12 protein-coding genes and 1 riboswitch are annotated in these 12412 nt (G+C 72.0%); of the genes, 5 read left to right on the top strand and 7 right to left on the bottom strand.

The window, feature by feature from the left end:
* Positions 1 to 28: 28 nt before the first annotated feature.
* Complete coding sequence (locus AB0898_RS23285) at positions 29 to 433, bottom strand: helix-turn-helix domain-containing protein (RefSeq protein WP_366804899.1); 405 nt, start codon at positions 431 to 433, stop codon at positions 29 to 31.
* Between the two features lie 100 nt (positions 434 to 533).
* On the opposite strand from AB0898_RS23285, the gene AB0898_RS23280 reads away from it, so the two are divergent.
* The 4 genes from AB0898_RS23280 (at position 534) to AB0898_RS23265 (ending at position 4584) form a co-directional block, all read left to right on the top strand.
* Entirely contained in the window at positions 534 to 1388 is an 855-nt protein-coding gene (locus tag AB0898_RS23280; RefSeq protein ID WP_366804898.1) for an SDR family oxidoreductase, read from the top strand.
* Positions 1389 to 1499: 111 nt separating this feature from the next.
* On the top strand, positions 1500 to 2477 hold the full coding sequence (rarD, locus tag AB0898_RS23275) for an EamA family transporter RarD (protein ID WP_366804897.1): 978 nt from the start codon (positions 1500 to 1502) through the stop codon (positions 2475 to 2477).
* An 84-nt stretch (positions 2478 to 2561) separates the two neighbouring features.
* Complete coding sequence (locus tag AB0898_RS23270; RefSeq protein WP_366804896.1) at positions 2562 to 3032, top strand: VOC family protein; 471 nt, start codon at positions 2562 to 2564, stop codon at positions 3030 to 3032.
* A 76-nt stretch (positions 3033 to 3108) separates the two neighbouring features.
* Positions 3109 to 4584 (top strand): M1 family metallopeptidase, encoded by a 1476-nt coding sequence (locus tag AB0898_RS23265; protein ID WP_366804895.1) that lies wholly within the window; start codon positions 3109 to 3111, stop codon positions 4582 to 4584.
* A gap of 45 nt (positions 4585 to 4629) precedes the next feature.
* Here AB0898_RS23265 and AB0898_RS23260 read toward each other — a convergent pair whose 3' ends face one another.
* Positions 4630 to 5547: a GDSL-type esterase/lipase family protein gene (locus tag AB0898_RS23260; RefSeq protein WP_366804893.1), complete on the bottom strand. Its 918-nt coding sequence runs from the start codon at positions 5545 to 5547 to the stop codon at positions 4630 to 4632.
* Between the two features lie 134 nt (positions 5548 to 5681).
* The gene (locus AB0898_RS23255; RefSeq protein WP_366804892.1) at positions 5682 to 6320 is read right to left on the bottom strand and encodes a hypothetical protein; all 639 of its coding nucleotides are present in this window, start codon (positions 6318 to 6320) and stop codon (positions 5682 to 5684) included.
* A 238-nt stretch (positions 6321 to 6558) separates the two neighbouring features.
* Here AB0898_RS23255 and AB0898_RS23250 point away from each other — a divergent pair, with 238 nt between their 5' ends.
* The gene (locus tag AB0898_RS23250; protein ID WP_366804891.1) at positions 6559 to 7146 is read left to right on the top strand and encodes an NAD(P)H-dependent oxidoreductase; all 588 of its coding nucleotides are present in this window, start codon (positions 6559 to 6561) and stop codon (positions 7144 to 7146) included.
* A 26-nt stretch (positions 7147 to 7172) separates the two neighbouring features.
* Here the strand turns inward: AB0898_RS23250 and AB0898_RS23245 are convergent, their stop codons facing one another.
* The 4 genes from AB0898_RS23245 to AB0898_RS23230 all read right to left on the bottom strand — a co-directional run bounded on the left by AB0898_RS23245 (position 7173) and on the right by AB0898_RS23230 (position 11559).
* A complete protein-coding gene (locus AB0898_RS23245) occupies positions 7173 to 8042 on the bottom strand; it encodes an ABC transporter permease (RefSeq protein ID WP_366804890.1) in 870 nt (289 codons plus the stop codon).
* Entirely contained in the window at positions 8029 to 9072 is a 1044-nt protein-coding gene (locus AB0898_RS23240) for an ABC transporter ATP-binding protein (protein ID WP_366804889.1), read from the bottom strand. The genes AB0898_RS23245 and AB0898_RS23240 overlap by 14 nt, the downstream gene beginning before the upstream one ends.
* Positions 9073 to 9112: 40 nt before the next feature.
* Positions 9113 to 10300 carry a DUF2092 domain-containing protein gene (locus tag AB0898_RS23235; protein WP_366804888.1) on the bottom strand — a complete coding sequence of 396 codons (1188 nt, stop codon included), beginning with the start codon at positions 10298 to 10300 and terminating at the stop codon, positions 9113 to 9115.
* 248 nt (positions 10301 to 10548) lie between these two features.
* Positions 10549 to 11559: a polyprenyl synthetase family protein gene (locus tag AB0898_RS23230; RefSeq protein WP_366804887.1), complete on the bottom strand. Its 1011-nt coding sequence runs from the start codon at positions 11557 to 11559 to the stop codon at positions 10549 to 10551.
* A gap of 613 nt (positions 11560 to 12172) precedes the next feature.
* Positions 12173 to 12410: riboswitch (cyclic di-AMP (ydaO/yuaA leader) on the top strand.
* Positions 12411 to 12412 lie beyond the last annotated feature (2 nt).

Genomic DNA, 12412 nt, shown 5'->3' with positions numbered 1-12412 from the left:
GGGCCCGGGCGGGTCCGCGCGGCCGGGTTCAGGAAACCCGGGCGGCGGACGCGGCCCGGGCCTCGTCGTACGTCCGGCGCGCCGCGTCCACCCGCTCCATGCGGTCGTGGGTCCACTGGGCCAGCGACCGGACCTGTTCGGCGGCCTCGCGGCCGAGCGGGGTGAGGGAGTAGTCCACGCGGGGCGGGATGACGGGCCGGGCGTCGCGGTGGACCAGGCCGTCGCGCTCCAGGGTCTGGAGGGTCTGGGTGAGCATCTTCTCGCTGACGCCCCGGCCGTTCCACCGGTCGATGGCGCGGCGCAGCTCGCCGAACCGGTAGGAGCGCTCCAGCAGCTCGATCAGGACGAGGACGCCCCAGCGGCTGGTGACGTGCTCCAGGATCAGCCGGTACGGGCACAGGGCCTCGGCCTCCGCCATGTCACTTACTGCCATGCCAGTACCTTACTTCAAAGTGGGTACTTTCATTTGGTTAGTGCCGCTCCTAGGGTGAGTGTCATACCGACCCCGCTTGTCACCTCAAGGAGCGCATCCCATGAGCATCGTCGTCACCGGAGCCACCGGACACCTCGGCCGTCTCGTCGTCGAACAGCTGCTGGAGAAGGTCCCCGCCGGGGAGATCACCGCCGTCGTACGGGACGAGGCGAAGGCCGCCGGCTTCGCCGCGCGCGGGGTGCGGATCGCCGTCGCGGACTACAACGCCCCCGAGACCTTCGCCGGCCTCTTCGCCGAGGGCGACAAGGTGCTGCTGATCTCGGGCAACGAGCTGGCCGAGGACCGCGCGGCCCAGCACCGGGTCGTCATCGACGCGGCGAAGGCGGCGGGCGTCGCGCTGCTGGCGTACACCAGCGCGCCGGGCACGCTGCACGCACGGCTCACCGACCCGCACCGGGCCACCGAGAAGGCGCTGGTGGCCTCCGGGCTGCCGTACTCCCTGCTGCGCAACGGCTGGTACCACGAGAACTACACCGAGAACCTGGCCCCGGTCCTCGCCCATGACGCGGTGGTCGCGGCGGCGGGCGACGGCCGCGTCTCCTCGGCCGCGCGCGCCGACTACGCCGCCGCGGCGGTCGCGGTGCTGACCGGCGAGGGCCACGAGAACACGACGTACGAGCTGGGCGGCGACGAGGCGTGGAGCTTCGCGGAGTACGCGGCGGAGCTGAGCCGGGCGACTGGGCGGGAGATCGTCTACCGGGCGGTCTCCGTGCCGGAGCTGGAGGGCATCCTGACCGGCGCCGGGCTGCCGGAGGCGATCGCGGTGGTGCTCGCCGAGGTGGACGGGGCGATCGAGCGGGGCGAGCTGGTGGTCCCCGGCCGGGAGCTGTCCCGTCTGATCGGCCGTCCGACGACGCCGCTGGCCGTGGCCGTCGAGGCGGCGCTGAAGGGCTGAGCGTCCTCGCCCGGCCGCCTGTCATGACCGTATGGCGATACGGGCATGACATGCGGCCCGGGCGGCGCTACCTTCTTTCTCGCGCGACTGGAACGTGAGAAGGAGGGGCCCGTGGCCGGGACGTCCAAGGGTGAGCACCGCATAGGCCTGGTGAACGGCCTCGCGGCCTACGGCATGTGGGGCCTGGTCCCCCTGTTCTGGCCGCTGCTCAAGCCGGCCGGGGCGATGGAGATCCTGGCCCACCGGATGGTGTGGTCGCTCGTGTTCGTCGCGGCCGCGCTGGTCTTCGTACGGCGCTGGGCGTGGGCCGGTGAGCTGCTGCGCCAGCCGCGCCGCCTGGCGCTGATCACGCTGGCGGCGGCCGTCATCACGGTCAACTGGGGCGTCTACATCTGGGCCGTGAACGCCGGTCATGTGGTGGAGGCGTCCCTCGGGTACTTCATCAACCCGCTGGTGACCATCGCGATGGGCGTGCTGCTGCTCAAGGAGCGGCTGCGGCCGGTGCAGTGGGCGGCGGTCGGGGTGGGCTTCGCCGCCGTGGTCGTCCTGACCGTCGGCTACGGCCGCCCGCCGTGGATCTCCCTCTGTCTCGCCTTCAGCTTCGCGACGTACGGGCTGGTCAAGAAGAAGGTCGGCCTCGGCGGTGTCGAGTCGCTGGCCGCCGAGACCGCGGTCCAGTTCCTGCCCGCGCTGGCCTACCTGATCTGGCTCTCCGTCCACGGCGGCGCCACCTTCGCCACGGACGGCCCCGGCCACGCCGCGCTCCTCGCCTCCACCGGCGTCGTCACCGCGCTCCCCCTGGTCTGCTTCGGCGCGGCGGCGATCCGCGTCCCCCTCTCCACCCTCGGCCTCCTGCAGTACCTGGCCCCCGTCTTCCAGTTCCTGCTCGGCATCCTCTACTTCCACGAGGCGATGCCCCCCGAGCGCTGGGCCGGCTTCGCCCTGGTCTGGCTCGCCCTGATCCTCCTCACCTGGAACGCGATGCACTCGGCGCGCCGGGCGCGGGTGGTGGCACGGTCGGCCGCGGCCGAGCGGGCACGGGTGGAGCCGACGGCGGCCGCGGCGGAGGCGGCTACGGCGGAGTCCTGAACGGACGGATCACGGCGCGGAACTTCGGCGCCCCGTTCCGCCGATCACCGGGCACCCGCCCGCCCCCACGGCTATAAGTGGGACATGACGAACCCGCCCTCCCCCGCCCCGCTGCACTGGAAGCTCGTCATCGACGCGGCCGACCCGCACGCGCAGGCCGACTTCTGGGCCGCCGCGCTGCGCTACGAGCCCGAGGACAACAGCGCGCTGATCGAACGCCTGCTGTCCTTCGGCGCGCTCGACGGCGAGGCCACCGTGGAGTACCACGGCCACCCCGCCTTCCGTGACCTCGCGGGCGTCCGCCACCCCGACGACCCGTACGACCCCGCCACCGGCACCGGCCTCGGCCGCCGCCTCCTCTTCCAGCGCGTCCCCGAAGCGAAGACGGGGAAGAACCGCCTCCACCTCGACCTCCACCCCGGTCCCGACCACCGCGACGAGGAGATCACCCGCCTGAAGTCCCTCGGCGCCCGCGTCCAGCGCGAGGTCTCGGAACCGGCGGGCGAGTGGGTGATCCTGACGGACCCGGAGGGCAACGAGTTCTGCGTGAGCTAGGCGGTCGTGAGCCATACGGCACGGGAGGCGGCTCCGGCGGTACCGGGGCCGTACGGACGAGACGGGTGGTGAGCTGGTGCGCGCGATCCCTGCGGACGCGGACGCGGGCCGTCCGGCAGCGGGCGCGGGCCGTGTGGCCCGCTGGGCTCCGGCCGTGGCGCTCCTCCTGGCCGTGACCACGTCCTGCACCGGCTCCCCGCCGGGCAGCGCTGCCGTGGCGGCCGGAAAGCACGGCGCGGCGGGAGTGGGCGACCGGCTGTTCCCGGCGCTCGGAAACGGCGGCTACGACGTGTCGCACTACGGGCTGACGCTGGACTACGTACCCGAGACCAACCACCTGAAGGGCACCGCGGTCATCACGGCGCGGGCCACCCAGGACCTCGGCCGCTTCGACCTCGACCTGGCGGGACTGCGGGTGCGTACCGTCACGGTGCGCGGAGCCGGGGCCCGCTTCACCCGCGCGGGTGACGAGCTGCTGGTGACACCGGCGAGGACGGTGCGCGCCCGCGAGGTCTTCGAGACGGTCGTCACCTACGACGGCACTCCGCGCACGCTCCCGTACGGCGGCGGCGACGCCAGGGAGGGCTGGCTGGAGACCGAGGACGGCTCGACGGCCCTGGGCCAGCCGTCCGGCTCCATGACCTGGTTCCCGGGCAACCACCACCCCTCGGACAAGGCCACGTACGACATCACGGTCACCGTGCCCAAGGACGAGGACGGCGACCCGTACGACGTGATCTCCAACGGCGAGCTGCTCACGGAGAAGGACCGGGGCGGGGCGGTGACCCGGCACTGGCGCACCGAGGAGCCGATGGCCTCCTACGTCGCCCACGTCTCCGTCGGTCACTTCGAGATCCACCGGGGCCGGAGCAGGAACGGCGTGCCCGTCTACGTCGCCACCGACCCCGCCGAGGCCAAGGCCGCCGCCCGTGTGCCGGACCTGGTGCCCGAGATGGTCGACTGGGGCAGCACGCTCTTCGGCCCCTACCCCTTCTCCTCGGCCGGCGCCGTCGTCGACCACCTGCCCGACCTCGAATACGCCCTGGAGACCCAGACCAAGCCCTACTTCGGCGAGGCCCCCGACGAGGGGCTGCTCCTGCACGAACTGGCGCACCAGTGGTTCGGCGACTCCGTCACCCCGCGCACCTGGAAGGACATCTGGCTCAGCGAGGGCCTCGCCAGCTACGCGGAGTGGCTCTGGGAGGAGAAACGGGGCGGCCGCAGCACCGAGAAGATCTTCAGGGACTACTACGACGGCAAGGACGACGAGAGCGCCGGCATCTGGGCCTTCCCTCCCGCGAGTCCGCCCAGCGCGGCCCGCCTCTCCGACCCGCCCGTCTACGGACACGGCGCCATGGTCGTCCACAAGGTCCGCCAGGCCGTCGGCGACGCCACCTTCTTCGACATCCTCCGCACCTGGACCCGCCGGCACCACCACGGCAACGCCGACACCCGCCAGTTCATCACCCTGTGCGAAACCAAGTCCGGCAAGAACCTGACCCCCCTCTTCGACACCTGGCTCTTCGCCAGGGAGAAGCCCTCCCGGATGTGATCAGGAGGAGGCAGGAGGTGCTCGCGGACCCGGCAGCCGCGGGTGTCAGAAGGCGACGTTCATGAGGTGGCGGTGGAGGGTGGCGTGGCCCTCGGGGGTGGGGTGGAGGCCGTCGGTGAGGAGGTCGGGGCGGTCGCGCAGGGGTTCCCACAGGTCGAGGTGGTCGATGTGGTGGGCCGCGCACCAGGAGCGCAGGGTCTCGCGGAGGGCCGAGGCGCGTTCCTGGGTGAAGGAGAGGCCTTCGTAGGCGGGAGCCCGGTCCTCGTCGAGCCAGAGGGGGCCGAGGACGACCAGCCGCGCGCCGTGGGTCCGGGCCGTCGCCGCCAGGGCGTCGAGATGTCCGTCCAGGCGGACCGGGCCGTCGCCGGCCGCGGCCATGTCGTTGATGCCGGCCGCGACCACCAGGGTGTCGGGGAGACGGGCCGGGAGCAGGGCGGGGGTCTGCTCGGCGATCTCGGCGAGAGTGGCGCCGGGAACGGCGAGGTTGAAGACGCGGTTGTCGGTCTCGTTCGCGGCGATGTGGCCGGCGGCCAGGCGGGCCGCCCAGCCGCCCTGCGGATCGCAGCGGCCGTAGGCGATGCTGTCGCCGACGATCACGATGCGGGAGGCGGACCGCAGCGGCCGCGCGTCCAGGTACGCCCAGGCGCTCGCGCCCGAGGAGAGCCGCGCCCGGCGACGGACGTAGTCGTCGACCTCGTAGTCGTCGGCGGCGGCCAGGTCGGCGTCCGTGAGGTGCAGTACGGCACCCTCGACCTCGGCGCCGATGCGGCGCTCCAGCGTGAGGTGGACGTCGAGGCCGCTGGTGGCGATCACCTCGGGGTCGGTGATCCGGATGGGCCGCGTCGTGTGCCCCGCGAGCGCGGCCGGTGTCCGGGGGACCGCCTGCCCGAAGAGGGTTTTCTGGACACGCTCGTCCAGGAGGGTCCCGAAGGAGAACAGGGCGTGCGGGCGGATCTCGTTCACGAAAGCGCGGTCCTTCTGGAGCGGAGTGCGCGTGACGGCGCCCTCGATAATGGAACTCCTGGCCGATCTTAAGGCCGTTCGCGCAGGTCATGGGCAGTGCCGGCGCCGGTTCGAGGACGTCGGCGGCCGCAGTTTCAGCCGGACGCGCCGTGCGCTCGGGCGCGGGCCGCCAGGCGGGGCAGGCGGGCGTGGGCCGACTCCAGGAGGTGGGGGTCGTCCGTCGAGGCGGGGCCCGGTTCCGTGGTCAGGAGGGTCCAGAGGGTGGTCAGGGTGTGGCCGAGGGGGAGGGCGACGCCCGGGTCCGGGATCGCCCGCCAGGCCGCCGCCGCGCTGAGGACGTTGGCGTAGGCCGCGGTGGGGTCGGCGGATTCGCGGTGGCGGTAGGCGAGGTTGAGGGAGAGTTCGCAGGCGTGGCGGACGTCGCCGGTCAAGTAGGCGATGTACGCCGAGAGTTCGCCCAGGGTGAGGACCTCGGGATGGCGGGGGCCCAGCGCGCGGGCCGCGAGGACGACCGTCTGGGACGCCAGGGACGCCGCCTCCGTGGTGCGGCCGCCGCAGATCGCCTCGGCGATCGGGGCCAGGGGGCCGGTGAGGGAGCCGGAGAGGATGTCCTCGGCCAGCGTGTCGAAGCGGCTCGCGGGCGGGACGGCCTCGGTCTGCTGAATCGGTTCAGCGGACGTCTGCGGTCCTGCGGTCGTCTGCCGCCCAGCAGGCACCGGCACCCCCGTCTGCCCCGGCACCGCACGCTTCTTCGCCAGACTCAGTCCGGACATCGCTTCCTCACTCCCCCGGCGCCGCCATCCGGCCGTACGCCTCCTGTCTGCCAGTGTGCCCGGCGCGTCTCGGCCGGGCCGTCACCGGCGCGTCACAGCCTCGCATCAGCCGGAGGAGGACCGGCCGGGGAGGACCGGCCGGAAGGGACCGACCTAAGGACCGGCCGGAATAAATGCGTACGCATAAGATGCTGGCGTCTGTATCAGGGAAGCCGCCCGCCACCACTCCGGGAGAACCATGAACCGCCGCTTCGTCTTCGTCCTGGGCAGCGCCCGCACCGAGGGCAACACCGAGTTCCTGGCCCGCGCCGCCGCCGAGCAGCTCCCCGCCGACACGGAGCAGGAGTGGCTGCGGCTGTCCGAGCTGCCGCTGCCGGAGTTCGTCGATCTGCGGCACGACAGCGAGCACGTACGGCCCGCGTCGGACACCCCGGCCGGCCGGCTGCTGGACGCCACCCTCGCGGCCACGGACGTCGTGATCGCCTCGCCGCTGTACTGGTACTCGGTCTCGTACCTCACCAAGCACTACCTGGACCACTGGTCGGCCTGGCTGCGCATCCCCGGGCTCGGCTTCAAGGAGCACATGGCCGGGCGCACCCTGTGGGGCGTGACGGCGCTGGCGGGCGCGAACCCCTCGGTCGCCGACCCGCTGGTGGGCACGCTGAACAACTCGGCCGCGTACATGGGGATGCGCTTCGGCGGGGTCCTGCTCGGCAACGGCTCCGCGCCCGGCGACGTAAGCAAGGACACGGACGCGCTCACGCGGGCCAAGACCTTCTTCGCGGGCGACGCGCCCCTCGCGCGCTTCCCGCACCAGGACGCCTGACCGGCGGGCCCGCGCGCCGAACGGCCCTACGCCTCGATGTCCCGCGAGGTGAACCGCGCCCACGCCGCCGCGCCGAACACCGCCACGTACAGCCCCTGTAGACCGAGGTTCCGCCCCACGTCCTCCCAGGGGATCGGGTCGCGGAGCAGGTCGGCGAAGGACAGCCAGTAGTGGGAGAAGAAGTACGGCTGGAGGGCGTGCAGCTGGGGCAGCTGGTCGAGGATCTGCACGGTGATGAGGAGGCCGACCGTGGTCGCCATCGCCGCGATGCCGCTGTTGGTGAGCGTCGACACGAACAGGCCGAGCGCCGCCACACCGGTCAGGGAGGCGGCCACCACCAGCGCGATCAGCAGGGCGCGGCCGATGCCGTCGGCGAAGGAGATCCGGGTGCCGGAGATGGTGGTGACGTCGCCCAGCGGGAACAGCAGGGCGCCGACGACCAGCGCGGTGACGGCGACGACGAGCGTGGCGAGCAGACAGAAGGCGACGACGGTCGCGTACTTGGTCAGCAGCAGCCGGGTGCGGCCCGCCGGGGCGACCAGCAGATAGCGCAGGGTGCCCGCGCTCGCCTCGCCCGCGATCGCGTCCCCGGCGACGACGCCGACGGCCATCGGCAGGAAGAACGGCAGGGTCGCGGCCAGCGCCGTGAACACCAGGAACAGGCCGTTGTTGGTGATCTGCGACAGGAACGCCGGTCCCCCGCCGCCACCTCCGGCCGACCCTCCGTCGCCGGTCTGGGCCTTCACCGCGATCCCGATCAGTACGGGTACGGCGGCCAGTACGGCGAGCAGCGCGAGGGTACGCCACCGGCGCACCGTGATCACCAGCTCGCTGCGCAGCAGCCCCAGCGTCCACAGGGGGCGCGTGACCCGGTACGCCGTTTCAGCCCGCGACATCGAAGCCCTCTCCGGTCAGTGCCACGAACGCGTCCTCCAGCGAGGCGCGTTCGAGTGTGAACCCGCGGACCCGGACGCCCGCCGTCACCAGGGCCGCGTTGATCTCGGCGAGGTCCCGCGCGGGCGGGGCGCCGGACACCTTCCCGCCCTCGACGGCCACGTCCGCGACGCCCTGTTCCTTCAGCACCCGGGCCGCGTCGGCCGGGTCCGGGGTGCGCACCACCAGCCGTCCGTGTGCCCCGGCGGCCAGCTCGGCCACCGCGCCCTGGACGATCAGGCGGCCCCGGTTCATCACGGCGGCGTGGGTGCACACCTGCTCGATCTCGTCGAGGAGATGGGAGGAGAGGAAGACGGTGGTGCCGTCGCCGGCCAGCTCGCGCACGAGGGTACGGATCTCCCGCATGCCCTGGGGATCGAGGCCGTTGGTCGGCTCGTCCAGCACCAGCAGGCGGCGCGGCTGGAGCAGGGCGGCGGCGAGGCCGAGGCGCTGCTTCATGCCGAGGGAGTACGCCTTCGCCTTCTTGCCGGCGGCCGCCGCGAGGCCGACCCGCTCCAGGGCGGCGGCGACGCGGGCGCGCCGGGTGCGGGGGTCGGCGGTGGGGTCGGCCGCGTCGTAGCGCAGGAGGTTGTCGCGGCCGGAGAGGAAGCCGTAGAGGGCCGGGCCCTCGATGAGCGCGCCGACCTGCGGCAGGACGGCGCGGGTGGAGCGGGGCATGGGGCGGCCGAGGACCCGCGCGGTGCCGGAGGTCGGCTCGATCAGGCCCATCAGCATGCGGATGGTGGTGGTCTTCCCCGATCCGTTGGGCCCGAGGAACCCGAACACGCTGCCCGCCGGGACGGTCAGATCGAGGCCGTCCACGGCGAGCTGGCCGCCGTAGCGCTTGGTGAGGCCGTGGGTGGCGATCACCGCGTCGGCGTCGGACCGGGCGGGGGAACCGGCGCCGGACCGGGCGGGGGAACCGGCGCCGGACAGAGCCGGGGAACCGGCCTCGGAACTCCCGGGTTCTTCCGCGGAGGACGGTTCGTTCATCGGATCCCCACTCGTCCTCGTCCTCCGCGGAAGCGGCCCGTCAGTTGTCGGCGTCGGCCGTCTTCACCAGGGTCTGCTTGGTGACCGCGCCCGCGTAGACCTTGCCGTCGTCGGTGATCAGGGCGTTGACCAGGCGGGTGGAGAACACCGTGCCCTTACCGAAGTCGCCGGTGACCGGGGTGCCGAGCGAGCCGAGGAAGCCGCCCTCCGAGCCGGAGGGCATGCCGCCCTTGGCGCCGGTGTCGAAGGTGGCGACGCTGGTCCAGCCCTTGCCGACGACATCGCTGCCGAGGGCGGCCCCGCCGAACAGTTCGCGCAGGTCCGGGCCGTGCTCCCGCTTGCCGGAGTCCTTCTCCTCGGTGACCTTCGCGCCCTTGGGCGGGGTGAAGTCGAAGGTGGAGGCGGCCGGCCTGGCGAAGGAGACCTGGGTGAAGCCGGTGTCCAGGACCGGCTTGCCGCCGCTCTTCGCGGTGAGCGTGAACTTCAGCGGCGTGCCCGTCTTCGCGTCCACCGCGATGGTGACCGCGCCGACGGTGCTGCCCTGCTGCTTGGGCTTGATCTGCAGCTTGTAGGCGTCGCGCCCGGCGACCCGCTCGGTGCCGGCCACGGTGACGGACGTGGTGTCGTCCACCGCCTTCAGGGCTTCCTTGGCGAAGTCCCCGGGAGTGCCCTGCCGCTCCTCCTCGCGCCGCTCCTTGCCGTGCTCGTGCTGCTCGGCGGTGCCGTGGAAGACCTCGTTGCTGCCGCTGTCGTAGCCCCAGACGTTCTTGCCGTTGTGGATCAGGCTGTACTCCGCGCCGCGCTCGCGCAGCGAGACCTTCTGCCGGTCCGGGCCGTCGGCGGCCACGCGCAGGGTGTGGGTGCCGGAGGCCAGCTCGGTGATCTTGCTGCTCGGGTCGGCGGAGGAGCCGTCGTCGTGGCTGCCGTAGCCGCCCAGGCTGTTCTCCAGGCCGCCGAGGTCGGGCAGCCCGAGGTCGGTGCTGATCTTGACCGTGCCGGACAGCTGCTGGACGTCCGAGCGGGCGATCTTCTCCACGAGCTGCTGTGTGCTGATCTTCGGCAGATCGGGGTCACCGGAGTCGGCGAGTGCCGGAACCAGTCCGATCGTGGCCGCGGCCACCCCCGTCACCGCGACCGGAACGACGTACCGGACGGCCTTGCGACGGCCGGCGCGCGGGTTCTCGTCCGGTGCCGTGCCCCTGGTGTCGTCGGATGCGTACGGTGCCATGTGTGCCTTACCTCCGTGGTCGGCGGCGGCTGCCCCTCGCTGTTGGTCCACCCAGCCGCCATTCTCACCCGAATCGGTGAGGAGTGGTGGTTTCCGTGGTCACCATCAGACCAAATCAGCCGCGTGAACACGTCAGTCCACGGAGCCAACTCGGCGTACACCTGCGGTATGACGCGAGGGGCGGTGCCCACCACCCGACCCGTAGGGGTCGCGCGGGCGGCACCGCCCCTCGCATCACGTCTGCCCGGTCAGCCGGTGCGGTGCACCACCGCGTCGCACAGTTCGAGCAGGGCCGCCTTGGCGGTGCACTCCTTGAGGGGGGCCAGCGCGGCGCGGGCCTCCTCCGCGTACCGCACGGCGTCGCGGCGGGCCTGCTCCAGGGCCGGGTGCGTACGGAGCGCGGCCAGCGCCTCGGCGTGCCGGGCGTCGTCGGTGAGGTCGGAGTCGAGCAGCTCGCACAGCGCGATGTCGTCCGCGTCCCCGAGCCGGGCGGCGCGCTCGCGCAGCCGGAGCACGGGCATGGTGGGGATGCCCTCGCGCAGGTCGGTGCCCGGGGTCTTGCCGGACTCCCGGGTGTCGGAGGCGATGTCGAGGACGTCGTCGCACAGCTGGAAGGCGACGCCGAGCCGCTCTCCGTACTGGGTGAGCACGTCCACCACGGTCTCGTCGGCGCCGGACATCATCGCGCCGAACCGGCACGAGACGGCGACCAGGGAACCCGTCTTGCCGGAGAGCACGTCCAGATAGTGCTCGACCGGGTCGCGGCCGTCCATGGGACCCGCGGTCTCCATTATCTGGCCCGTGACCAGCCGCTCGAAGGCGAGGGCCTGGACGCGGACGGCCTCCGGGCCGAGGTCGGCCAGTATCTGCGTCGCGCGGGCGAAGAGGAAGTCTCCGGTGAGGACCGCGACCGAGTTGCCCCAGCGGGTGTTGGCGCTGTCCACGCCCCGGCGCACGGCGGCCTCGTCCATCACGTCGTCGTGGTAGAGCGTCGCGAGGTGGGTCAGCTCCACGACGACGGCGGAGGGGACGATGCCCGGCGCGTACTTGTCGCCGAACTGGGCGGCGAGGAGCACGAGCAGGGGACGGAACCGCTTGCCGCCGGCCCGCACGAGGTGCTGCGCGGCGCCGGTGATGAAGGGGACCTCGCTCTTGGTGGCCTCTAGCAGGCCCTCCTCGACAGCCGTCAATCCGGCCTGGACATCGGCTTCCAGTGCCTGGTCCCGCACGCTCAGCCCGAACGGCTCGCCGACGGTCACGAGGGGTCTCCTGTCTGCTGGTGTCTGCTGGCGACTACACGGTTTGTCGATAGGTCGCTGCCATCACTCGGATCAGCGTATCCGGTCGCGTTTCCATCACCGCCATCACCCACCGCCCAGCACGGGAGGTATCGGGTCACAGCGGTCGTCTTCTTCTTTGGCGTACATGGACGGACATTCATCGACTTAACAGGACGATGTGCCTGCTGCCGGAGCTCGGCGCGCCGGGCGGACGTCCGTCCGGCCCCCATGCGGAGGGGGTCGTCTCTCCAACGAACGGGACCACCCCAGAGGTTCCGCATCCGACCGGACCGACACTCCCTAATACCCACAGACGGATCAAATCCACCTAATCGCTCATGTCTGACTTTGCGTATTTTGCGGTTTCGTGAGTTGGGTCACCAGACACCCCGGGGCGGCCGACAGGTCCCAAGTACCCCGTTCACCTTGCTCCATGGGCCAGTTGAGCGCGGGCGGACGCAAAGGATCAAGTATCCCAATCGGGACAAGTCAAGATCAACCATTGCTTTGTGTGAATCCGGCACTTGTTCCCGACATGTGCTCTCGCATACGTTCCGGCCCGTCGGGCGACGCCGAATCCTGCCGGGCCCGACACACCCACTCGACGAACTCATTTCGCACGGCAGGAGCGGGGGAACCAGGTAGGCCGCCGGGACGGGTCGACGCGCGTTGACTGACGCGCGTCGACCCGGCAACGGCTCGGGGTGAAGCCGCGACTTCGTGTCCATCGGGCACGGAGCGTTCGTGTCCCACGGACACGGATGTGAGCGGCCGGGCACCTCCCCGCCCGAACCCGACAGCTCACCTCGCAGGCGCCGGAGAGGAACGTGTC

The organism is Streptomyces sp. NPDC005435 (assembly GCF_040703155.1).
Taxonomy (GTDB): domain Bacteria; phylum Actinomycetota; class Actinomycetes; order Streptomycetales; family Streptomycetaceae; genus Streptomyces.
The sequence above is the reverse complement of the archived record's forward strand: the minus strand, read 5'-3'. Positions and strand labels throughout refer to the sequence as shown.

Bases quoted from the DNA above. Each gene is read 5' to 3' on its own strand.
- AB0898_RS23235 (WP_366804888.1), bottom strand. From the start codon at position 10,300: ATGGCACCGTACGCATCCGACGACACCAGGGGCACGGCACCGGACGAG.
- AB0898_RS23270 (WP_366804896.1), top strand. From the start codon at position 2,562: ATGACGAACCCGCCCTCCCCCGCCCCGCTGCACTGGAAGCTCGTCATC.
- AB0898_RS23240 (WP_366804889.1), bottom strand. From the start codon at position 9,072: ATGAACGAACCGTCCTCCGCGGAAGAACCCGGGAGTTCCGAGGCCGGT.
- AB0898_RS23255 (WP_366804892.1), bottom strand. From the start codon at position 6,320: ATGTCCGGACTGAGTCTGGCGAAGAAGCGTGCGGTGCCGGGGCAGACG.
- AB0898_RS23245 (WP_366804890.1), bottom strand. From the start codon at position 8,042: ATGTCGCGGGCTGAAACGGCGTACCGGGTCACGCGCCCCCTGTGGACG.
- AB0898_RS23285 (WP_366804899.1), bottom strand. From the start codon at position 433: ATGGCAGTAAGTGACATGGCGGAGGCCGAGGCCCTGTGCCCGTACCGG.
- AB0898_RS23250 (WP_366804891.1), top strand. From the start codon at position 6,559: ATGAACCGCCGCTTCGTCTTCGTCCTGGGCAGCGCCCGCACCGAGGGC.
- AB0898_RS23280 (WP_366804898.1), top strand. From the start codon at position 534: ATGAGCATCGTCGTCACCGGAGCCACCGGACACCTCGGCCGTCTCGTC.